The 21,446-nt window shown below is 59.1% G+C and carries 21 protein-coding genes and 1 pseudogene; 13 read left to right on the top strand and 9 right to left on the bottom strand.

Translation table 11 applies throughout. The features are described from left to right. Nucleotides 1-49 precede the first annotated feature (49 nt). Complete coding sequence (locus GSQ91_RS09840; protein WP_158821382.1) at nt 50-2,869, top strand: carbohydrate-binding protein; 2,820 nt, start codon at nt 50-52, stop codon at nt 2,867-2,869. Nucleotides 2,870-2,925: 56 nt separating this feature from the next. Here the strand turns inward: GSQ91_RS09840 and GSQ91_RS09835 are convergent, their stop codons facing one another. Then, entirely contained in the window at nt 2,926-3,624 is a 699-nt protein-coding gene (locus GSQ91_RS09835) for an ABC transporter ATP-binding protein (RefSeq protein WP_174240672.1), read from the bottom strand. Between the two features lie 51 nt (nt 3,625-3,675). After that, entirely contained in the window at nt 3,676-4,284 is a 609-nt protein-coding gene (locus GSQ91_RS09830; RefSeq protein ID WP_158821381.1) for a TetR/AcrR family transcriptional regulator, read from the bottom strand. A 79-nt stretch (nt 4,285-4,363) separates the two neighbouring features. On the opposite strand from GSQ91_RS09830, the gene GSQ91_RS09825 reads away from it, so the two are divergent. Next, on the top strand, nt 4,364-5,611 hold the full coding sequence (locus tag GSQ91_RS09825) for an FAD-dependent monooxygenase (RefSeq protein WP_158821380.1): 1,248 nt from the start codon (nt 4,364-4,366) through the stop codon (nt 5,609-5,611). A 54-nt stretch (nt 5,612-5,665) separates the two neighbouring features. On the opposite strand, the gene GSQ91_RS09820 is transcribed toward GSQ91_RS09825, so the two are convergent. Beyond that, nucleotides 5,666-6,913, bottom strand: coding sequence for an ABC transporter permease (locus tag GSQ91_RS09820; RefSeq protein ID WP_158821379.1), 1,248 nt, complete (start codon nt 6,911-6,913; stop codon nt 5,666-5,668). 51 nt (nt 6,914-6,964) lie between these two features. Here GSQ91_RS09820 and GSQ91_RS09815 point away from each other — a divergent pair, with 51 nt between their 5' ends. Further along, nucleotides 6,965-7,468, top strand: coding sequence for a hypothetical protein (locus tag GSQ91_RS09815; protein ID WP_158821378.1), 504 nt, complete (start codon nt 6,965-6,967; stop codon nt 7,466-7,468). A 12-nt stretch (nt 7,469-7,480) separates the two neighbouring features. Here the strand turns inward: GSQ91_RS09815 and GSQ91_RS09810 are convergent, their stop codons facing one another. After that, on the bottom strand, nt 7,481-8,488 hold the full coding sequence (locus GSQ91_RS09810) for an NAD(P)-dependent alcohol dehydrogenase (RefSeq protein ID WP_158821377.1): 1,008 nt from the start codon (nt 8,486-8,488) through the stop codon (nt 7,481-7,483). A gap of 340 nt (nt 8,489-8,828) precedes the next feature. Here GSQ91_RS09810 and GSQ91_RS09805 point away from each other — a divergent pair, with 340 nt between their 5' ends. Then, nucleotides 8,829-9,977 (top strand): VWA domain-containing protein, encoded by a 1,149-nt coding sequence (locus tag GSQ91_RS09805; protein ID WP_174240671.1) that lies wholly within the window; start codon nt 8,829-8,831, stop codon nt 9,975-9,977. 157 nt (nt 9,978-10,134) lie between these two features. On the opposite strand, the gene GSQ91_RS09800 is transcribed toward GSQ91_RS09805, so the two are convergent. Genes GSQ91_RS09800 through GSQ91_RS09790 form a run of 3 tightly spaced genes read right to left on the bottom strand, consistent with a single transcriptional unit; the run spans nt 10,135 to nt 12,338 of the window. Beyond that, entirely contained in the window at nt 10,135-10,638 is a 504-nt protein-coding gene (locus GSQ91_RS09800) for a DUF4149 domain-containing protein (protein ID WP_158821376.1), read from the bottom strand. 2 nt (nt 10,639-10,640) lie between these two features. Then, nucleotides 10,641-12,017 (bottom strand): carboxypeptidase regulatory-like domain-containing protein, encoded by a 1,377-nt coding sequence (locus tag GSQ91_RS09795; RefSeq protein WP_158821375.1) that lies wholly within the window; start codon nt 12,015-12,017, stop codon nt 10,641-10,643. 48 nt (nt 12,018-12,065) lie between these two features. Beyond that, a complete protein-coding gene (locus GSQ91_RS09790; protein ID WP_158821374.1) occupies nt 12,066-12,338 on the bottom strand; it encodes a hypothetical protein in 273 nt (90 codons plus the stop codon). Nucleotides 12,339-12,486: 148 nt separating this feature from the next. Here GSQ91_RS09790 and GSQ91_RS09785 point away from each other — a divergent pair, with 148 nt between their 5' ends. The 9 genes and pseudogenes from GSQ91_RS09785 to GSQ91_RS09750 all read left to right on the top strand — a co-directional run bounded on the left by GSQ91_RS09785 (nt 12,487) and on the right by GSQ91_RS09750 (nt 20,228). Next, nucleotides 12,487-13,719, top strand: coding sequence for a hypothetical protein (locus tag GSQ91_RS09785; protein WP_158821373.1), 1,233 nt, complete (start codon nt 12,487-12,489; stop codon nt 13,717-13,719). Between the two features lie 312 nt (nt 13,720-14,031). After that, nucleotides 14,032-14,196: pseudogene (locus GSQ91_RS26230) on the top strand (PspC domain-containing protein); the annotation flags it as partial. Nucleotides 14,197-14,201: 5 nt separating this feature from the next. Then, nucleotides 14,202-14,345: a hypothetical protein gene (locus GSQ91_RS25865; RefSeq protein ID WP_254064479.1), complete on the top strand. Its 144-nt coding sequence runs from the start codon at nt 14,202-14,204 to the stop codon at nt 14,343-14,345. Between the two features lie 27 nt (nt 14,346-14,372). Continuing rightward, on the top strand, nt 14,373-15,647 hold the full coding sequence (lysA, locus tag GSQ91_RS09775; RefSeq protein ID WP_158821395.1) for a diaminopimelate decarboxylase: 1,275 nt from the start codon (nt 14,373-14,375) through the stop codon (nt 15,645-15,647). After that, nucleotides 15,647-16,309 carry a leucine-rich repeat domain-containing protein gene (locus GSQ91_RS09770; RefSeq protein ID WP_158821372.1) on the top strand — a complete coding sequence of 221 codons (663 nt, stop codon included), beginning with the start codon at nt 15,647-15,649 and terminating at the stop codon, nt 16,307-16,309. The genes lysA and GSQ91_RS09770 overlap by 1 nt, the downstream gene beginning before the upstream one ends. 244 nt (nt 16,310-16,553) lie before the next feature. After that, a complete protein-coding gene (locus GSQ91_RS09765; RefSeq protein ID WP_158821371.1) occupies nt 16,554-17,294 on the top strand; it encodes a YebC/PmpR family DNA-binding transcriptional regulator in 741 nt (246 codons plus the stop codon). Between the two features lie 73 nt (nt 17,295-17,367). Then, on the top strand, nt 17,368-18,099 hold the full coding sequence (locus GSQ91_RS09760; protein WP_158821370.1) for an acyloxyacyl hydrolase: 732 nt from the start codon (nt 17,368-17,370) through the stop codon (nt 18,097-18,099). 94 nt (nt 18,100-18,193) lie between these two features. After that, complete coding sequence (gene ftcD, locus GSQ91_RS09755) at nt 18,194-19,138, top strand: glutamate formimidoyltransferase (protein WP_158821369.1); 945 nt, start codon at nt 18,194-18,196, stop codon at nt 19,136-19,138. Between the two features lie 97 nt (nt 19,139-19,235). Continuing rightward, nucleotides 19,236-20,228, top strand: coding sequence for a hypothetical protein (locus GSQ91_RS09750; RefSeq protein ID WP_254064477.1), 993 nt, complete (start codon nt 19,236-19,238; stop codon nt 20,226-20,228). A 130-nt stretch (nt 20,229-20,358) separates the two neighbouring features. Here the strand turns inward: GSQ91_RS09750 and GSQ91_RS09745 are convergent, their stop codons facing one another. Beyond that, entirely contained in the window at nt 20,359-20,601 is a 243-nt protein-coding gene (locus tag GSQ91_RS09745) for an anti-sigma factor (protein ID WP_158821368.1), read from the bottom strand. After that, a complete protein-coding gene (locus tag GSQ91_RS09740; protein WP_254064476.1) occupies nt 20,598-21,269 on the bottom strand; it encodes a sigma-70 family RNA polymerase sigma factor in 672 nt (223 codons plus the stop codon). Before GSQ91_RS09740 ends, GSQ91_RS09745 begins: the two co-directional genes overlap by 4 nt. Nucleotides 21,270-21,446 lie beyond the last annotated feature (177 nt).

Here is a 21,446-nt window from a genome sequence, read left to right as displayed (position 1 = left end):
TTCGACTCTCAGTCCGGCCCAAGTCTGCGGCCCAAAAGGTGCATCTCCCATGAAATTCAGGTTCCTCCGTACCCCTCTTGCGGATACACTGCGCGATTCTAAGACAAACGTTTGTCTTGTTGTCGCTATCCTGTTCATTCCATTTGTCCTTAGCGTCTGTTCTCAGGGAGTCGTCGCTCAAACCGTCGCAGTTGTTCAGACCAACCCCGATCAATCCGCACTCCTCACCCCGCAAACGCCGCTCACCTTTACCCACGGCACAGCCAGTGAGACCGCCATCAACGTTGACGACACTATTCACTACCAGCAGCTTGAGGGGGTGGGTGCCAGCTTCAATGACTCTGACGCTTATCTTGTGTGGAACAAGCTCACCCCAGCCCAGCGCACGGCGTTGATGAAGGATCTCTTCAGCCCGGACGGAATTCATCTCAGCTATCTTAGGCAGTCGATGGGGGGTAACGATCTCTCACTGAGCAGCTATACGTACGACGATATGCCCTCCGGCGAGACCGATCCGCAGATGAAGCGGTTCTCGATCGCGCACGACCAGGCCTACATTATTCCCACTATCAAGTCTGCCTTCGCAGCGAACCCTGACATTAAGGTCCAGGCTCTGCCCTGGTCGCCTCCAGCCTGGATGAAGACAACAGGAACGCTCGATGGCGGTTCCTTGAACACCGAGAACTTTCCCGCGCTGGCGCTGTACTTCTCCAAATTCATCCAGGCGTACGAGGCGCAAGGGATTCCGATCAACTATGTTTCGGTGCAGAACGAGCCTTTGAATGAAACCAGCGGATATCCGTCGATGTTCATGAATCCGCATGACGAAGGCCAGTTCATCGCGCAATATCTTGGCCCGCAGCTCCGAAACCTGCACCTTCGCAACCAAGGCTGGAACTTCGCCCGACAGGCGCACGATCCCACAGACGCCACACCCGGCATCTTCGGCTACGAGCACAACTGGGATAACCCGAAGTACCCCGAGACCCTCGCCGAGGATCCCACGGTCCGTCAGTATCTCGCGGGCGTTTCGTTCCACTGCTATGCCGGTAACGTCGCCGACGCGCAGAATGCGTTGCATGACCTGGCTGGTGATGTTCCCATCTACTTCACCGAATGCACTGGTGGAACCTACGCGCCCTATTTTGGGCAGAACCTTGCGAATGACACCGAAGGCCAGGTCATTGATGTCCTGCGCAACTGGGGCAAGACGGTCGTCTTCTGGAACCTTGCGCTGGACCAAAACAGCGGACCCACCGATCAGAATGGATGTAACGATTGCCGGGGCGTCGTCACCATCGATGACTCCACTACGCCCGCCGTCGTTTCCAGGAACGTGGAATATTACGTTCTCGGTCATCTCTCCAAGTATGTTCAGGCGGGTGCCTATCGGATTGACTCCAACACTTTCGGCAGTGGCAATGTTGAAGATGTTGCGTTCAAAAATCCTGACGGTTCTATCGCTGTGCTCGTCTTCAATGGAGCGCAAACACCCAGCCAGTTCTCGTTGAACTGGAAGGGCGAGACCGTCAGCTACACGCTTCCCGCTCAAGCCGTCGCGACCTTTTCCTGGCAGGGCTACAAGGGTAATACCTTCGACGTCACCGCAGGTCCCGGCTCCCAGACTGTCGCGCCGGGTGGCCACAGCTTCTACAGCATCGACGTCAACCACTACGGCAACGATCATGGCAATGTTGAGCTGAAGGTCGAGGGCCTACCCGGCGGAGCGTTCGGCGAGCCTGTGCCCATTCCTTTTACAAACCAGTACCTGCTTCCAGTGTTTACCGAAGCGAGCGCCACGAGCGGCTCCTATCCGATCACCTTTCTCGGACGCCAAGGCAATGCCACCGCTTCGTCAACCGTCAACTTCACCGTTGGAGGCGAGGAGACGCCTTTCCCTGCGGGCCCTGCTGCGATCCCGGGCCTCATCCAGGCGGAGAACTTCGACAAGGGCGGCAACTACGTCGGCTACTTCAATCTCGACACTACCGACCAGGGCAGCGCTCCCGGCTACCGGCCGGGGACAACCGTCGGCATTGAGAACACGGGTGATGTAGGCGGCGGCTACGATGTCGGCTATACGGGCGAAGGCGAGTACCTGCGCTACACGGTCAATGTTGCGACTCCGGGTATTTATAACTTGCAGTCCCGTGTTGCATCCCTTGGACAAGGTGGTTACTTCCACGTCTCGTTCGACGATGAGAACAAGACAGGGACCCTGTTTGTTCCGGTGACGAATGGGTTTCAAACCTTCACCACGCAGGTCTCTCCCGCCTTTCAACTCGCCGCTGGCCGTCATGTGATGCAGGTCACGCTCGACAGCAACGGGCCAACGGGTGGCATGGGCAACTTCAACTGGTTCGCTGTACAGGCCCCGACCCCCAGCAGTTCCTTTACCGGAAGCCCGCAGTCCATTCCTGGCTTGATACAAGTTGAGAACTTCGATACCGGTGGCAAGGGCGTCGCGTACTGGAATGGAGCTACCGCAAACGGCGGTGGAGCGAACTACCGTCCCGGTGAGACGGTCTACATCGAGAACTCATCTGACACCGGCGGCGGCTACGACGTGGGTAACCCTCAGCCGGGCGATTGGCTCAACTACACCGTCGACATCGCCTCGGCACGCACTTATACCCTTCAGGTGCGCGTGGCCAATGGAGTCGGTGGCGGGGTCTTCCATCTCAATGTCGACGGCCAGCAGGTCACGCAGCATATCTCAGTTCCCGAGACAGGCGGATACCAGACCTGGCAGACCCTTACGATCCCCGACGTACCTCTTCCCGAAGGGATCCACACCGTGCAACTTGTCATGGACAGCGGGGGCTTCTACAACGCGGTGGGTAACTTCAACTGGTTTTCACTCAACTGAAGAAACCGCATCCGAGGAACCTGCGATGGCCCCCACGGCGGTTGCCGTGGGGGCCATCAGGCTGGTATCAGCCGGCCTTCGCGGAGCCGCAGCACGCGGTCGCAGCGGGCGGCGAAGTCGAGGTTGTGGGTGACGAGAACGCTGGCCAGAGAGTGCTCGCGGTGCAGCCCGAGCAGTAGATCGAAGACTCGCTGGGCGGTAGTGTTGTCGAGATCGCCTGTGGGCTCGTCGGCCAGCAGCAGCTTGGGCTGCGTAATCAGCGCGCGAGCAATAGATACACGCTGTTGCTCGCCGCCCGAGAGCTCTCCCGAGCGGTGATGGCCCCGGTCGCCCAGGCCTACGCGGTCGAGCCAGAGAGCGGCCTGTGTGAGCGCCTGCTTGCGAGGCACACCGCGAGCCAGCAGCGGCATGGCGACGTTCTCCAGAGCGGTGAACTCCGGCAGCAGGTAGTGAAACTGCCAGACGTAGCCGATGTCGCGGTTGCGGAACTCGGCGGCCTGTTTGGCTGTGAGGAGCGTGACATCGAGATCGCCGCATAGAACCTGGCCTGAGGTGGGCTTGTCGAGGGCGGCGAGGAGGTGCAACAGCGAGCTTTTGCCCGCGCCGCTCTCGCCGACGACGGCCACCATCTCTCCGGCAGCGACTTCCAGGGAGAGGTCGCGGAAAAGTTGCAGGCCCTGCGCGCCCGATGCGAGCGGGGCGTAGGTTTTTTCGAGCGCGAGCGCGCGGAGGACGGGGGTGGTCACAATAGCCATTCTAAGGGAGCTGCATAGCGGGAGGGTTTGAAATGCGATTGAGGTAGGACCTCACTGATGATTGCGATGACTCACACGGGACACCTTCTTCGTGGCTACAAGAGGGAGAAAGATCGTGTCGAGTATCTCGTCTATGAAAGCTCTTGGAACTGGTTTATGCGTCATGAACCCTTCGTGACGCAAAAGGTCAAGTGGTAGTGAAGAGATTCGCTTCGTTAGCTTGCCGGGGTCGAGCTCTCCCCGCCGGACACCGCGCTGAAGTATCTCATAGACTATTCGGCTACCTCCGAGCTTATTTCTCAGGTCAGCCAGGCTGGAGTTTGTCTCTACAAAGTAGTCGCGCATACTGAACAACACCTTGACGATGGCAATCATGCCCCTGTCCGAGAGCTTCTGCAAAAGCATCGCGAGTTCATCGCGTACGTTTCCCAGGTCAGGGACAGCGATGGGGTTTTTGAGGATGTAAGAGCCGATAGCGGCAACGGCGAGATCGGCACGGGTTGGCCACCGGCGAGACAACACGGGCCGGCTGGTGCCAGCTCGTTTCGCGACTGCCTCCATCGTGAAGTCGGCATAGCCGTGGTCGAGCAACTCGGCCCAGGCGGCTCCAAGGATTGCGTCGTCAAGCGTGTTTCCACGTCGTCTTACAGCTTTTTTCACGGCCCTCCGCGGTGTCCCTAATAAGATGCAGATATGGATCTTATGGACTATTATTGCATTCAATCTATAAGATACGCGAATGTATCTTATGGGTGAGGTCAACGATATGCCGATGAACAAGAAGGTACTTATCTCAGGGGCGAGTATTGCCGGTCCGACGCTGGCTTATTGGCTCTACCGCTACGGTTTCGATGTCACCGTGGTGGAACGCGCCGATGCCGTACGCAGTGGTGGCTATCCTATCGATGTGCGTGGCACAGCGATCGATGTGGTCGAGCGCATGGGGCTACTTACACAGCTGCAGGCGGCTCATATCGATACGCGCAAGCTCACCTTTGTCGACGCCGACGGTGCGCCGATCGCCGTCCTCAGTCCGGAAGCTCTGAGCGGCGGTGTTTCCGGCCGCGACATCGAGTTGCCGCGTGGCGCATTGACCTCGCTGCTGTATAAGCAGACGCAGAACGGGGCGATCCATTATCGATTCAGCGATTCCATAGACGCTTTGGAGGACGATGGCGCAGGAGTGGGCGTTTGCTTCAAGAGTGGTGAACATGCGCGGTTCGACATCGTTGTGGGCGCGGACGGCCTGCATTCGAACACTCGCGCCCTGGTGTTTGGGCCGGAGGAGCCGTTCAACCGATATCTTGGCCGTTGCTTCAACCTCTTCTCTGTGTCTAAGCCCAGTTCCGTCAGCCTTTCGCATGAGGGCATCATCTATGCCGAACCGGGCCGCGCTGCGGGGATATACGCTGTTGGGGACAGCGACACGCTGTTTGCCTTCCTGATCTTCGCCGCCGACGAGGCGCCGTTTCTCTCTCACCCGGACATCGAAGAACAGCGGTTGCGGACGTCCGAGATATTTGCCGGAAGCGGCTGGAAGGTTCCCCGTCTCGTCGAAGCGATGCAGAAAGCTGACGATCTTTTCTTTGACACCGTCAGCCAGATCCACATGCCGCGCTGGTCCTCGGGCCGCGTAGTGCTGGTCGGCGATGCCGCCTATGCACCCTCGTTTCTGTCGGGACAAGGTACCAGCCTCGCGCTGGTCGGGGCCTATGTATTGGCTGGGGAACTGGCGACTCACTCGAACCCGGCTGAAGCCTTTGCGGCCTATGAACGAATCGTCCGGCCCTTTGTAGAAGCGAACCAGGCTCTGGCATCCTCAGGCGGATCGATGCTTCTGCCTCGATCACAGGAGGAGTTGGACCGTCGCAACCAGGCCCTGGCTGCCGCAGCATCCTCCGCAGATAACGGCGATCACGCCGCCAAAAACAGGCATGTCCATAATTCGCTCAAGCTTCCGAACTATGACCACGTATTTAAACGGTAGGGGTGGGTTGGGAAAAGAGCGAGGTGTATTGAACGATTTGCGAGGTTGCGCTTTCTACTCGTAGCGCAGCGCTTCCGCGGGAAGGATTCGGGCGGCGGAGGAGGAGGGGTAGAGCGTTGCCAGCAGGCTCATGCTGAGCGATACCGCTGCGACGATGAGGGCATCGATGAGGCGCGGGGCGAAGGGCAGGTGGTCGATCGAGTAGACGCTGGCATCCAGTTGGATGAAGCGGTAGTGCGAACCCGCAAGGCTGGCGGCAAAGCCCAGAACCAGGCCGAGCACTGTTCCCAGTGAGGAGATCAACAGGCCCTGGAACAGGAAGATGCGCCGCACCTGGTCGGCGCTTACGCCGAAGCTCATCATTACGGCGATGTCGCGGGTCTTCTCCATCACCATCATGGTGAGGGCTATGAGGATATTGAGTGCGGCGACGACGACGATCAAGGCCAGCACGATGAAGGTGACGACCTGCTCCAGCTTGAGAGCGCGGAAGAGTTCGCGGTTCTGCTCCATCCAGTTGGTGGCTTGGAAGCCCGGGCCTGCAGCCTGTTCGAGCGCGTGGCCGACCTGCTGGGCGCGGTAGAGGTCGTCGATGCGGAAGCTCATGACGCTGATGAGATCTGGCTCGGAGAAGAGGCGCTGCGAGTCCGCCAGTCGCATGAAGGCATAGCTGGAATCGTATTGATAGAAGCCCGAGGCGAAGATTCCTACGACCCGGAATCGCTGGTAGCGGGGAAGAAGGCCCAGAGGGGTTAGTTCGCCCTGCGGACTGGTGACGAGCAGGGTGTCGCCCACGATTGCGCCCAGCGTCAGCGCCAACTCGTTGCCGATGACGATAGGGGGCGCTTCGTTGCCCGCCTGGTTCGACTCCTGAGTTGGAGTAAGCTCGGCAGCCGAGCCTTGCGTGATGGATTGCAGCAGATCGCCAACCTTGAGTTCATCGGCGGGAACGATGCCCTTGATGAGAGCTCCGCCGGAGTGGGAGCCACGTGAGATGAGTACCTGGCCGAAGAGTCCGGGGGCCACAGCCTGTACGTGGGGCGTCTGGGCCAATTCATCCATCAGAGGCCGCCAGTTGTGGATACCATCGCCGGCGGCGCGCATCAGCATGACGTGCGCCGTGGAGCCGACGAGCCGCTCCTGCAGGTCGCGGCGCATGCCGTTGGTGATGGCCAGCGCGACGATCAGGGAAGCCACACCGGCGGCGACGCCGATGATGGAGATGACCGTGATGAAGCCCACGACAGCCTGTCGGCGGCGGGCACGGAGGTAGCGGGCGGCGATGAATAGTTCGAAACGCACTCAGAAGCTATCCTATCTCCGATAAGCGATCTGGATTTGTGCGTGTGATTTATGAGCGTTGAACAGGGACGAGAGGTTGATGCGATCGTGGGCTTTCTCCAGCGCATTGGCCTAGGTGTGGCCAGGGAAGAGGTTGGGCCCGACAGCTTTTTGCCCGGCCTCGCCGTTCGCGCTGGCGTGCTGCTGATCGACGAGGCTCGGCTGAAGTATCCAGGAGATCTGCTGCATGAGGCGGGGCATCTGGCGGTGATGACCTCTGCGGAGCGCGAGGCTTGCAATGGCGATGCCGGTCCGGATGGAGGCGCGGAGATGGCGGCGATTGCGTGGTCGTATGCCGCAGCGTTGGAGATCGGCCTCGATCCGCAGGTGGTGTTTCATGCGGGCGGATATAAATCGGGAGGAGCGGCGATTGTTGAGAACTTCGCGCAGGGCCGGTATATCGGCGTTCCCTTGCTGCAGTGGTTTGGGTTGACGACGGATTTGACGAGGCGTGGAGAGATGCGTGGGGAAGAGACCGTCTGTTATCCGAAGATGATGAGGTGGATTAGGGAGTAGAAGAGCGCAGCCTTAGTTGGCCAGCACGGCGCGGTAACGGACCTGGTTCTTTTTCAGGCGGGCGATGGCTTCGTTGGCCTTCTTCATCGGGAAGCTCTCGGTGATTGCCTTGATTTTGTGCCGGGCGGCGATGTCCAGCATCTCGGTCAGATCGCGCGGGCTTCCTGTGGAACTGCCGGCGATGGCTTTGTCTGCGCCGATCAGGCTGGATCCCGCAATTTGGATGGGTGACGGGGATGCACCGAGGAGGGCCAGTGTTCCTTTGGGCCGTAGCGCTCCGATAAAAGTCTGGAAGTCCTGGTCGGCGGATATCGTCGAAAGAATCAGATCGAAGCTGCCGGCGAGCTTCTTGACCGCACTCATGTCACGTGTGTTGACGAAGTGATGAGCGCCCAGTTCGAGAGCTTCTGCTTCTTTGTCGATCGAGGTGGAGAAGGCCGTAACCTCGCAGCCGAAGGCACGCGCAAACTGCAGGCCCAGATGGCCAAGGCCTCCGATACCGATCACTCCGACGCGCGAGGAGGGGCGAGCCAGGTAGTTGCGCAGCGGGCTGTACACGGTGACGCCGCCGCAGAGCAGGGGAGCGACGTTCTCGCTCTCCAGGATGTCAGGAACGGGGACGGCAAAGCGCGAGTTCACGCGGATGGCGTCGGCGTAGCCGCCGTTGCGGCCGACACAGGTGGGCTGAGACTTAGCGCAGAGCTGTTCGTCGCCCTGGCGGCACCACTCGCAGATGCCGCAGGAATCCGCCTGCCAGCCGATACCGACGCGCTCGCCATGCTTGCGGTCGAGAACGGCAGAGCCGACACCGGTAATGGTCCCGACGATCTCGTGCCCAGGGATGAACGGGTACTTGCTGATGCCCCAGTCGTTATCGATGAGATGGACGTCGGAGTAGCAGACTCCGCAGTGGGAGATCTTGACTTCGACTTCATGGGGAGCGAGTTCTGAGACCTTGTATCTGAACGACAGCAGTTCTGCACCGGCTGCATGAGCAGCCAAACCTTTGATCTCAGTCATGGGGCCTACGTTCCTTGTCCCGCGTCGTTCGTGCTGACGCCGCGTTCCCTCAAGAGCTTACATCACCGGTTTTTTCTTTTTCCAAACACCCAGGGTGAACGGGCGTATGAGATAATAATTGGGCGCCTCTGGTCGGGACGACCCCCCACCGGTCGCATCTCTTGATAGGAGGCGCCATTTGAAAGCAATGGGTCCGCTGGCACCCCCCAGCGGCCCATTGTGTTTAACGCTGCCTTCCGCCTTTGAAAAGACCATTGGGACAACAGCCCTGTGTGCGTCTAAACTCTGTTTTATACATTTAAGTAGTTTCAGAGAAACAAACCCGGCAGGACAGGTATTCATGATGCGAAAGCAACTCATTGTTGGCTTGGCGATGATGGCTGTGGTGCTGTCTGCACGTGGACAGTCGACAAACCCTGCTCCGCAAACTCCGGTACCCCCAGTTCCTCAGACCGACGATAGTGGCCCGGTGCCAGATAACGGCTCTATCGTATTGCCGAAGAAAAAAGAAGAAGTTGCTCCTCCGCCGGCGCCTGCCGAAGAGAAGGTCAAAAACCCCGACAGCGAGGTCTTCTCGATGCGGGTGGACGTGCCCATCGTGAATCTCGATGTGAGCGTGCTGCTGGACAAGACGAACGCGTTTGTCCCAAACCTGAAGGCGGGCAACTTTCTGGTGGTGGAGGATGGCGTTGAGCAGGAGGTGCAGACCGTTCGGATGACCAAGACGCCGATCACCGCGGTCATGCTGCTGGAATTTGCGGCGAACTCCTATGCGTTCATTCAGGATATGCAGAACGCCTCAGCGAGCTTCTTCCGCACGCTGCAGCCGGACGACTACGTCGCGGTCGAGACCTATGACATGCGCACGCACATCCTGACAGATTTCACGAACAACAAGGATACGATTCGCGAGGCGCTGCAGAGCCTGACGATTCCGGGCTTCCGTGAGACGAACGAGTTCGACGCGCTGTACGAGACGCTCGACCGGTTGAGCCGCGTGGAGGGCCGCAAGTACATCATTCTCATCTCCAATGGCCGCGATACGATGTCGCGCATTACGCTCGACCAGATGATGGCGAAGATCAAAGCGACGCCGAACGTGACGATCTTTACGATCAGTACCGGTGGCCTGGCGCGGGAGTTGTCCGACGCTCGCGGGCAGATGGGCGGGATAAGCCGCATGAACTATCTGCAGGCCGACAACCAGATGCATACCTTCGCGCAGATGACCGGTGGCCTGAGTTATCAACCGCTGTTCCAGGGGGCGCTGCCGGATATCTTCTCGGATATCAATGAGTCGATTCGCAGCCAGTATGTGCTGACCTATAAGCCGACGAACACCAATAACGACGGTTCGTATCGCAAGGTGAAGGTCTATCTTGTCGACAACGAGGGCAGGCCCCTGAAGATGCAGGACGAAAAAGGCAGGCCGCTGAAGTACTCGATCATCGCGCGGGATGGATATCGGGCGAAACTGCCGGTGGAGTAGGTGGTTTTTCGCCGTCATCCTGAGTCGTAGGCGAAGGCCCCCGCATTTGGTGGTGGCACAGATGCACCAGTGGCAGCACAAATGCGGGGGCCTTCAGCTTCGCTTCAGGATGACGGCGAAAACGAGCAACGGCCAACGCAGATTTATCGGACGCAATTTAGTCGGCGAAGCGGTCGAAGTCTTCGCGACCGTGGATGGGGGCGAGGACGAGCAGTAGGAGGCCTTCGATGAGGATTGTGCCTTCCAGCTTGACGGAAAGCCCATGGAGCCGCTCGAAGTGCTGCCGTGCAGGAGAGTCGGCGGGGGCTGTAGCGACGTCTCCACCGAGGGAGAGGCGGTCGTTCTCCATGCGCGGGATGACGGAGAACTGGGAGTAGAGGGTTAGGCTGAGCATGGCGATGACCAGCGCCAGTTCGCCGGCTCGAGCTGGATGGCTGTCACGTTGCGACGCCAGCAGCGTCAAGGTCACCAGTAGATAGATCAGGCCCGCGATCAAACCGATATGGTGCAGCTCCGCCAGCGCGCCGCGGACGACGGCACCGGCCTGGTGGGCGTCTGGCAATGCCGTAAACGCCACCTTGGCGACGAAACCGAAGAAGATCAGGCCGCCGATCCAGGTTGCAAGGGCGATCAGGCGAATAGCGCGAAGCAGAGTGGTCATAGCTAGATTGAGGTCCCGGTCGAGGCAGCCTGTGTGCGATTGAGCGCGCGGCGCAGAATCAGTTCCATCGCAGCCTTGTATTCCTGGTACTCGCTCTCTGAGATGCGGTTTTGAAGATGCTCGGTTTCCAGCGTGAAGAGCTCTTCTTTGAGCACATTCATCACCGTCTTTTCCCAGGTCAGGACGTTCTCTCTGGGGTCCGGGGACAGGGCGGTTTGAAGCTGGTCTTCGCTCAGAACCCGTGTGATCGACTCCGGTCCCTGGGCAACCGCGGTGTTTGAGTTTCCTGAGGGCTTGCGCAGCAGAACGCCAGCGGCGGCGGCCAGAAGCACCGCGATGCCGCCAAGGATCCACCACTTGTACTTGGCCCACGGATCGCGGGTCCCTTCGGGATCGAGCGGGTTCTGCAGACCGCGGCCCGGCATCTTGTTTTCGGTCTCGGGTATGGCCTGGCCGGAGTCGGCGCCCTGGGTCTGGGGTTGACCCTGGGCCTGCTGCGAGCCACCCTGATCGGGAGCGGCCTGATCGCGCGGAAGCTGTCCGCTGCCGGAGATCGTAAAGCCCATGGGCTGCTCCGGCGAAACATTACGCGCGACGAAGGTCTGCGCGTTCACTTCGTCCGTGACCGAGCTGTAGGGGGTGTTTGGGGCCTGGGTAAAAGTCATGCTCTTCGGCAGCATGATCGCGACCGCGTCGGTGGTCGAGGAAGGATGCGGCGCAAAGCTGAACTTGCCGGAGTACGGAAGCCGGTAGGTGATCTGGAATTGCGTCTCACCGGGACGAATGGGGAAGAGGAACGTGTAGTGGTTCTTCTCTGTAAGGGGCACGGGCGCTGCCTGTACAGGCATGCCCCCAGGCGCGAGCGCAGCCGAGCCTTCGACGATGGCGCCGTCCGGCAGCCAGAAGTCGAACGGACGGTCGGAAAACTGGGTCATCGGTGGGGTCGAATCGTTCTTGATGAAGAAGTGTTCGACGACATGCAGGCCATTGCCGCTGCCGTCGGTTTGGATGCGCATGACGTCGGCTTCGCTGGACACGCCCTTTACCTTGACGGCGGCGTTGTAGACGTCGATATCGACGGACTGCGTTCCCGGAGGCGCGGGCCGGAAATAGTTGGCCTTGTCGTGCGTGACGCGGACGAGGTGGATGCCTTCGTCGGGGACCTCGAGCGTGAAGTGGCCATGCGCGTCGGTCTTGGTGCGCGTGGACTCCTGCATGCCCTGCTGCAGGCGGATGAGCACAACGTCGTCGCCGGCGGAGGGCCGGTTATTGGTGCGGTTCGTGACGACGCCGGTGATGGAGTCGGCTGCGAAGGCGGCGACAGGCAGGGTGAGTGCGAGGACGGTCAGGCTGCGGAGAAGAGTTCTGATTGCGGGCACATCACAAGGATACTTCAGGGAGAGCCAGCAAACAGGAAACAGAAGTGCTCAGCCGCCCAGGGAATCCATTTCGGCCAGCACGGATGCGGCTTCGGCTTCCAGGGAGGTGCGCTGCTTCGCGTAGTCATCTTCCGGATATTTGCCTGCGCGGTATTCGAAATTTAGGTCGCGGAGGTTGTCGTAGATGACGTCCTTGCGCTCGCGCAGATAGTCGAGACGGGTCTTTTCGACGACAGCCGCGAGTTTCGGCTGGGGCCAGAAGATGTAGGCGAAGCAACCGATGAGTAGGAGCAGGGGCGCGAGGATGATCTGAAGGGTCATGGCAACGGTCTCGATTCAGCGCAAACGTTAGCGCAAGAACGGACCGGCGGCAGGAATGCCGGCGGCGGCTTTCGCGCGTCGAAAGGTATAGTGTATCTGCGGTTGCCCTTTGCCCGAAACCGGGCCAGGCGGCAGGAGGTTTCTACAGGTGAATCGAAGTCGGCGCGTCGTGCTGGCGGCAGTGGTGGCGGTCATTGCTGCGGTCATTGTTCTGTGGGGTGCTGCCGGGAGCTGCAGGGCGCAAACTGCGGGGCATACTGACCCTCTGAACCTCGATCCCATTGTGCGGCAGGGATATGAGCGCTTTTATAACCTGGATTACGACGCTGCGCTGCGCTTCTTCAATCAGGTGACGCAACAGCACCCGCAGGAGCCGATGGCGTGGAACTACGTGCTGATGGCGACGGTCTTCCGCGAACTCTACCATCAGGACCTGCTCGACACTACGTATTACGCGCACGACAGCTTTCTTTCCACCAAGCGCACGGTGGATGTCCCGCAGGCGACGCGAGACCAGATCAACTCGCTGACCGAGAAGGTCATCGGTATGTGCGATGCCCGGATAAATAGCAATCCGAACGACAAGAATGCTTTCTTTGCCAGAGGTTATGCGCGTGGCATGCACTCGGCGTTCATCACGCTGGTAGACCACTCGTTTGCTGCTGCTGCCAGGCAGGGTTACCAGGCGCGCAACGACAGCGAAGCCGCGGTGAAGATCGATCCTCAGTATGCAGACGCGAAGATGGCGATCGGTATCCAGCAGTTTGCGGTCGCGAGTCTGCCGCGCTTTGTCCGGCTCATGGTGGGGATTATGGGCGTGGGGGGATCGAAGGAGAAGGGGCTCGACATGCTGCGCGAGTCTGCCGCGCATGGTGTGATCACGGGTATCGAGTCGCGCACGACGTTGTCGCTGTTCCTGCGGCATGACGGGCGCTATGCGGAAGCGTTGCAGGTGCAGCGCGGGCTCGCCGACCAGTATCCGCACGACTATCTTTTTCAGTTGGAAGTCGCAAATCTGCTGAAGGACTCCGGGCAGGGGAATCAGGCCATTGAGGCCTACAAGCATGTGCTGGATCTGGCGCAGAAGCCAGGTTACTTCGTCGATCCGCGATTGCAGATGGCGTGGTTTGGACTGGCCGATACACAACGGGGGTACAACGACATTCACAGCTCGGCTGCGAGTTATATGCAGGCCGCCATGCAGCCCAACTGCAGCGACTGGCTGCGCAAGCGTGCGCAGTTGAATGCGGGCGAGATGTTCGACCTCTTGAACGATCGCACCCAGGCGGTGCGCATGTACCAGATGGCTGCTGCGACGGGTGGGGATCAGTCGCAGGCCGAGGCCGCGAAGAAGTATCTGAAGACGCCTTATACGCGGTAGTTTCGGGACCGGATAAAAAGTGCTTTTGCCTTTGTATTTGCTTTTCTAGTTGTCATTCCGAGCAGAGCGAGCGAACCTGCTTCCTCCCGCTTTTCGTTTATGCTGTCGCAAATTCTATGCGCCAGCGCAAACCATGCTCTTTCGGTTCTTGCCAACACTTTTCTGGGTGAGGCAGACAAAGAACGGGAGAAAGCAGGTTCCTCACTGCGCTCGGAATGACAACTAGAAAAGCAGAACAGAGTTGTAGGTGCACGTATGGAACCGACAGGCTCAGATACACGTATGTCTGAGTGTGAGTCTTAGGAGGTTCCAATGATTTGTGAGTCGTGCAGCAAGCAGATGAATGAAGGTATTAAGTTTTGCAGCGGCTGTGGCCGCCCTTTTGTAGGCGAGGCCTCTGTGCCGGTGCAGGGAAAACTGGTCCGGCCGCGTTATGGGCGGGTAATTGCCGGGGTGTGCGCAGGGTTCGCGCAGCAGTATGGGTGGGACCCGATTCTGGTGCGGCTGGTGCTTTGCTTCGTCGTCCTGGCAGGGTGTGGATCCTGGCGTACCTGATTGCGTGGATCGTTATGCCGAATGAGCCGCATGCGTATGTGGTGCAGGCGGGGACTCAGGCTGCGGCTTGAAGCAGTTAGGATGAGAGGGTGGAACCCATCGCCTCGCTTTCTTTGTCTCCCCGTCCTTTTGTCTACGCCGGGTCGCGCCTGGAGTGTTCAGGTGTCGACCTGAGCGGACTGGCTGCCCAGTTCGGCACACCGCTCTATGTCTACTCGGGCGACGCTATTGAAGCGCGCGCCTGGATGTTGCAGCGCGAGTTCGCCGGCGTTCCTCACACGATCTGCTATGCGGTGAAGGCGAACTCTTCGCTGGCGATCATGCGCCTGCTCGGCGAACTGGGTTGCGGCTTCGATATCGTGTCCGGCGGAGAGCTGGAGCGGGTTCGACGTGCCAGGCCGGATGCCCTGGCACGAGTTGTGTTCTCGGGCGTCGGCAAGCAGGCCTGGGAGATGGATGCCGCGCTGAACGCGGGCATTCTGCTGTTCAACGTCGAGAGTGAGGCCGAGCTGGAGCTTCTGGCCGCGCGTGCTCAGGCTTTGGGTAAAACGGCTCGGATTGCGTTGCGCGTGAACCCCGATGTCTTTGCGGAGACGCATCCGTACATCTCTACCGGCCTGCGTGAGCACAAGTTCGGTATTGCGATTGAGCGGGCTCGCGAGGTCTACCAGCGGGCTGTAACGATGCAGGGAATTGAGCCTGCGGGCGTGAGCGTGCACATCGGCTCGCAGATTCGCAGTGTCGAGCCCTTTGCCGAGGCGTTGCGGCGGGTGCGTTCGCTCGTCGAAGAGCTACGTGGCGATGGCATGAATATTCGCTATGTCGATGCGGGCGGTGGATTCGGCATTGAGTACGGCAACGCCGACTTCGATCCGGCGGCGAGTGTGGCGGAGTATGCGAAGGCCATTCGCGAGGTGCTCGAGGGATTGAATGCGCATCTGCTGCTGGAGCCGGGGCGGTTTCTGGTGGCGCAGGCGGGAGCGCTGCTGACACGCGTGCTCTACACCAAACAGAATGGCAGCAAGCACTTCGTGATTACCGATGCCGCGATGAACGATCTTATTCGTCCGGCGCTGTATCAGGCACACCATGAGATCGTGCCGGTGGTGAAGGAGACGCGCGCAGCACAGGTGGCGGATATCGTTGGGCCAGTATGTGAGAGCGGCGATTTCTTTGCCCGCGACCGCGAGACACAGGAGCTTCGCCAGGGCGAGTTGGTTGTGCTGCTGGATGCGGGGGCTTATGGGATGTCGCTGGCCTCGCAGTACAACACGCGCGTTCGACCGGCCGAGGTTTTGGTGGAACGCGGTGAGGCGCGGCTCGTTCGGCGCCGCGAGACGTTGGACGACCTGCTGGCGGCAGAGATTGTCTGATGCCCAAATCGTCCGATGTTGTGCTCAATCTGTGGAAGAAGCATCTTGGCAGTGTTCCGGATTCTGTTTGGGAGAGAACAGAGCTGGAGTCCTTGATTCTGGCGGATAACAAACTGGCGGAGATATCCGAGCGGATCGGTGATTTGAGCAGGCTGCGTATGCTCGATCTCGGCCACAACGATCTCACGCAACTGCCGGAAAGCCTGGGCAAGATTGTTGGCCTGAGCGATTTCCTCTATCTCCACGACAATCGGCTGACATCGCTGCCATCTTCTTTGGCGGGGCTGAAGGCGCTGCGATATTTGAATGTCAGTGAAAACGCTTTGGCGATCTTCCCCGAATCCATCTGTGGCTTGACGGGCCTGATCGAGCTTCGAGCGACAGACAATCAGATTTCTGCGCTTCCGGATGGCCTTGCGAATCTCTCTCGTTTACGCGAACTCCACCTTCGAAATAACCAGCTAACGACTCTACCGGCCTCGATTGGCAGGCTCACGGAGCTGCGCCAATTGGATCTTCGAGGGAACCCGTTGACCTCTTTGCCTGAGATTATCGCCGAACTGCCAAAGTTGGAGAAGCTGGATTTGCGTTGGGTGAGTTCTTTGGATTCGCTCTCCTGGGTTGAGGACCTGGAATCGCGGGGATGTGTGGTCTATCGGTGATCGGTAAGCGGCTTCGGCCATCTGTGCGATAATCGCCCAAGATGGCGTAGCAACTCCAAAATGCTGCACTCTCCTGAAGTTTCCAACATCCTGCCCCACTTAGCGACGGCGACTGGAGAGGGTTTCCAGGCGAAGAATATGCCCTCTGCGTGCTACAATTTCCAACGACGAAGGTGCACGAAAGGCTATGATTTACGGCCTGTTTCGATGCAGCGGCGATTTCAAGGCAGCAGAGGTTTGAAGCATGTCCGGCCACTCAAAATGGGCGACAATCAAGCATAAAAAGGGCGCGCTGGATGCTAAGCGCGGCAAGATCTTCACGCGTCTGATCAAGGAAATTACCATCGCGGCCAAGGGCGGCGGTGGCGATCCGGACGGCAATCCGCGGTTGCGAGGCGCTATTGCCGCAGCCAAGGCTGAGAACATGCCGGCCGACAACATCAAGCGCGCCATCCAGAAGGGTACCGGCGAGCTCGAAGGCGCGGCCTATGAAGAGATCACCTACGAGGGCTATGGCCCTGGCGGCGTTGCAGTCATCGTTGAAGTGTTGACCGACAATCGCAATCGCGCTGCGAGCGAAATCCGCCACGCGTTCTCGAAGAATGGTGGCAACCTTGGCGAAACCGGCTCGGTTGGTTACATGTTCTCGAAGAAGGGTGTCATCGTGGTTGCGAAGTCGGCGGCGGACGAGGACAAGATCACCGAGATCGTCCTTGAAGCGGGCGCCGACGACCTGAGCGATGAGGGCGAGAACTGGGAGATCATCACCTCGCCCAAGGACTACGAGGCGGTGGTTGACGCTCTCAAGGCCGCCAAGATCACGCCGGAACACGCTGAGGTGACGATGATCGCTTCGACGTATACCAAGCTCGAAGGAGCTCCCGCTGCCGCGATGTTGCGACTGCTGGACGTGATCGAAGATCTCGACGACACGCAGAATGTCTACTCGAACTTTGACATGGACGAAGCGACAGTCTCGGCTTAAGCATGCGAACCTAATTTAGGAAGACGCGAAAGCCGCCATCCGATGGCGGCTTTCGATTGTGGGGGAAGAGTTGATGAAGTTTGAGCAGATGATAGGTCGAGTGGTGTGCGCGGTGGCATTGGCAATGGGCGTGTCCGCCGGGGCGCAGGACCATATAGCCATCTCGCCCGTTGCGGATGTAGCTTCGAGCACTCCATGGGAGTACGGCGCGCTGCTGCAGGGCGGCGTTGGATTGCAGGAGCGAACGGATTTCAGTTTCCTGATGATTGGTGGGCATCTGGGAAAGGTGATTACTCCGGAGATTGGCAAGGGGCTATTCAAGGGCAATCTGGAGTACGCGGTCGAGGTCTTTCCATTCTGGCAGTCGTACACGCCCAAGTTTCAGCGCATCAACTGCCCGTCTGGTGCGACGGTCGCAACGCAGTGCAGCAATCCTTACACCGTCGGCGGGACCTATACGGGTGCCAGCATTACGCCGATCCAGTTGCGCTGGAATTTTACGCATGGAAAGCGCTTCATGCCGTGGGTGCAGGCGGCAGGCGGAGTGGTTTGGACGAATCATAAGTATCCGGCGGTAGGGGATCTGAATGTGGGGGATCCGACGCAGACAGGACCTGGGGCTAACACCAGCGTGTGGAACTTTACGCCACAGGGAGGCGTGGGTGCGCATTACTTTGTTAAGCCGCGCCGCTCGATCGACTTCAGCGCCAATGCGGTACATATCTCAAGCGCCAGCCTGGGTGATAAGAATCCCGGCGTCAATGTAAGCCTGCAGATGTCGGTCGGCTACACCTGGTGGAAGTAATAGGTGACGGGCAGGAAGAGGCAGGTTCCCCATTCGATTGGGCTCAGGGGAATGAGAGACGACAGATAAGCAACGACGAAGAGGCGATGGGCTAGTGGCAGACGAGAAGCACGGCAACGGCGAAACATCGGGGACTCAGATCATCGAGTGCGTTCCAAACTTTTCGGAGGGGCTGGACGCTGCGAAGCTGGAGACTATCATCCGGGCGATGCGTGTGGATGGCGTCCATCTGCTGGACTGGTCACGGGATGCCGACCACAACCGTTCCGTGGTGACGATTGCCGGTTCTCCAGAGGCTGTTGTGGAGGCGGCGGTGCGTGGCGCAGGCAAAGCGGCGCAACTGATCGACCTGACGCAGCAGACCGGGGTGCACCCGCGTATTGGGGCGGCGGACGTGATCCCGTTTGTTCCAGTGAGCGGCGTCTCGCTGGTGCAGTGCGTCATGCTGGCACGGCAGGCGGGGATGGCGATCTGGCGGCGCTTCGGCGTGCCGGTGTACTTCTACGAGGCTGCCGCGGCCAGGCCTGACCGTGTGAACCTTGAGGACGTACGGCGCGGCCAGTTCGAGGGGTTGCTGCGCGACTCGGTCAAGGACACGACGAGGCGGCCAGACATCGGGGGGCCGGAGTTGCACGCAACCGCGGGAGCCAGCGCTGTGGGAGCCCGTAAGTTCTTGATTGCCTATAACATCTACCTGCAACAGGCGGATGTGAGCCTGGCGCGGGCGATTGCCCGGGAGATTCGCGCGTCGAGCGGCGGATTGCTCGGTGTGAAGGCGATGGGAGTGATGGCCAATGGCCGCGCTCAGGTGAGCATGAATATCACCGATTTCCATCGGACACCGATGACCCGGGTTCATGCGGCGGTGGACGAGTTGGCGAAGCGGCATGGCGCCGAGATCGGGGAAGGCGAGGTTATTGGGTTAATACCTGAAGAAGCCTATGAGCCAAACGCCGAATGGGTGCGTCAAACAATTGACTTCGATCCTGAGCGAAAGGTGCTCGAGCGGCGGTTGAAGCAGCCGCTGGATTGGCCATAGAGCGGTATTACACCTGGAAATTTCGCTTGCGGCAGGGATTGATTCAAGAAAGAATGAAACGAGTGCGCGAAATCGCGCGCTTTCTGGAGAGCGCAAAGTGACGATCTTGAAAAACTGGAAGTACGGAACGGCAGTTGCCGCAATGGCGGTTATGGCAATAGGACCGATAACGGTCCAGGCCGCACAACTCGGTGGGGATGCGCGGTCTTCGATCCCGAAGGATGTACAGCAGATTATTGTGGTCGATTACAGGGCCATGCAGAACTCGCCGGCGGCGATGCAGTTGAAGGACCGCGTTCTGCCTCCCGAGTTGAAGCGGCTGGAGACGGCTCTGAAGACCTCGGGTCTGAAGGTCGACCAGGATGCCGAGACGCTGGCGTTTGCGGCTTTCAATGCGCCGGGTGGGAGCAATGGTGCAACGGCTGCAAGCGGCGGTGGCACGCGGATCATCGGCGTAGCTCAGGGGCAGTTCCAGACCCAGGCGATCATGGCCAACTTCGCCAAGCAGAAGACCAAACCGATCATGTGGCGCAATAACAGCATCTACCCCATGGGTTCGGCCGGTATGAGCGTTGCCTTCCTGAACCAGACGACTATGGTTTTTGGCGACCGCGATGCCGTGAAAGCAGCCCTGGACGCCCGCGATGGTATTACGGCTAACTTCCTGCAGAACAGCGACATGATGAACGAGATGGCGATTGTGGACAATCGCGCCGTCTGGAGCCTGTTGGACCAGAAGGGCACGCAGACCATGATGAAGAGCGTGCTGGGTGAGGCCTCGCAGCTGGCTGACTACGATACGGTCAAGAACCGTATGAAGAGCGCCCGCTACACGATGGATTTTTCCAATGGTGTTCGTTTCAACATGTCTGTGGTGATGTCGGACACGATCACGGCAGCAACCGCGGCGACCCTGATGAAGGGTATCTCCCTGATGAAGAAGACCTCGGGTTCGCCGATTGAGAAGTCTGCGATGGACGAGACGACGATCGATTCGAGCGGCGGTACGCTGACGGTGGACTTTTCTTCGTCGGATGGCCAGTTCGCCAGCCTCTTGACCTCGCCCCTGTTCCAGTCGGTGGTCAAGTAGTCGTAATCTTTCTGAAGCACAAAAGAGGCGGCCTTCGGGCCGCCTCTTTGTTTAGAAGGGTTTGCGAGCATTATGCTGCTTGCAGAAAAAGATGCAAGATCATTAGAATCTAGACTTTGGTGGTGAAATTCTACTTGCTGACCGACGCTTTACAGCGATTCATGACGGCTGTGCGCAGCCGTTCGGAGAGTTCTTCAGGGAACTCATAGGGCTGGTGACCTCGATAGATATCGATGGTCTTGCGGGTCGTGTCGACGACGACTTCGCAGTGATGGCACGAGCCGAGATGCTCTTTGACCTCGATAAGCAGTTCGGGGTCGATCTGCCCGTCGAAGTAATCGGTTAGTTTGGCTAGAAAATCCGTGCAATTCACTTAGAGCCTTCTTTCGTCTTCCGAAAGTAACGACTGAGACGCTCACGAAGTTGCAGCCGCGCGCGTAATAGTCGGGACTTGACAGCCGGGACACTCAATCCGAGTGCCTCCGCTGTCTCCTCGGTCGACAAGTTTTCGATGTCGCGAAGTGTGAAAACGGTGCGAAATCCTGGGGGTAGACCTGCGATTGTTTTGCGCAGGATCTCCGCGAGCTCCGATTGGGAGTAATTTTGCTCTGGATTGGGGCGCCATTCGGCGAAATCCCGGGGGATTGAGCCCTCGTCGGTCTGGACATCCTGGTCCATGGAGACCGTTTTGGAGGTTTTCCGCTTCCGGAGGCGCATCAGGCTCTCATTGACCGCGATCCGCACCAGCCATGTGGAAAACTTGGAGTTTCCCTGGAACTGGTCGAGCTTCTGGAAGGCTTTGAAGAAGACGTCCTGGGTAATGTCCTCAGCGTCTTCGCGATTCTGGGTGATGTGCTGGGCTGTGCGGAAGATCTGTCGTTCGTACTGGCGCACCAACTGCTCAAAGGCGCTAGTGTCCCCTGCCTTGGCCCGTTCGACGAGTTCAAGGTCCGGATGGGGAGGCTCTGCCTGCAACGTCGCAACAATTTCTGGCGGCAGGTCGGTGAGGTCTTCCGTAGTGGATTGGGTTTCAACTGCCATAGTGCGCTGTCTGTAAGTGTACAGGAGGCGAGGGCGATAGTGCTTTCCCCTGGTTTTGAGGTGAAAAAGACGCGGCGTGGGTTTTATCGAAAAACCACCGAGCGCGATTTTTGCAGGATCACAATTGAGCTGAAACCACTCGAGTTACCTCACATGGTTCGCGCGGCTTCGAGACGC

The sequence above is a fragment of the Granulicella sp. S156 genome (assembly GCF_009766105.1).
GTDB lineage: Bacteria > Acidobacteriota > Terriglobia > Terriglobales > Acidobacteriaceae > Granulicella.
The sequence above is the reverse complement of the archived record's forward strand: the minus strand, read 5'-3'. Positions and strand labels throughout refer to the sequence as shown.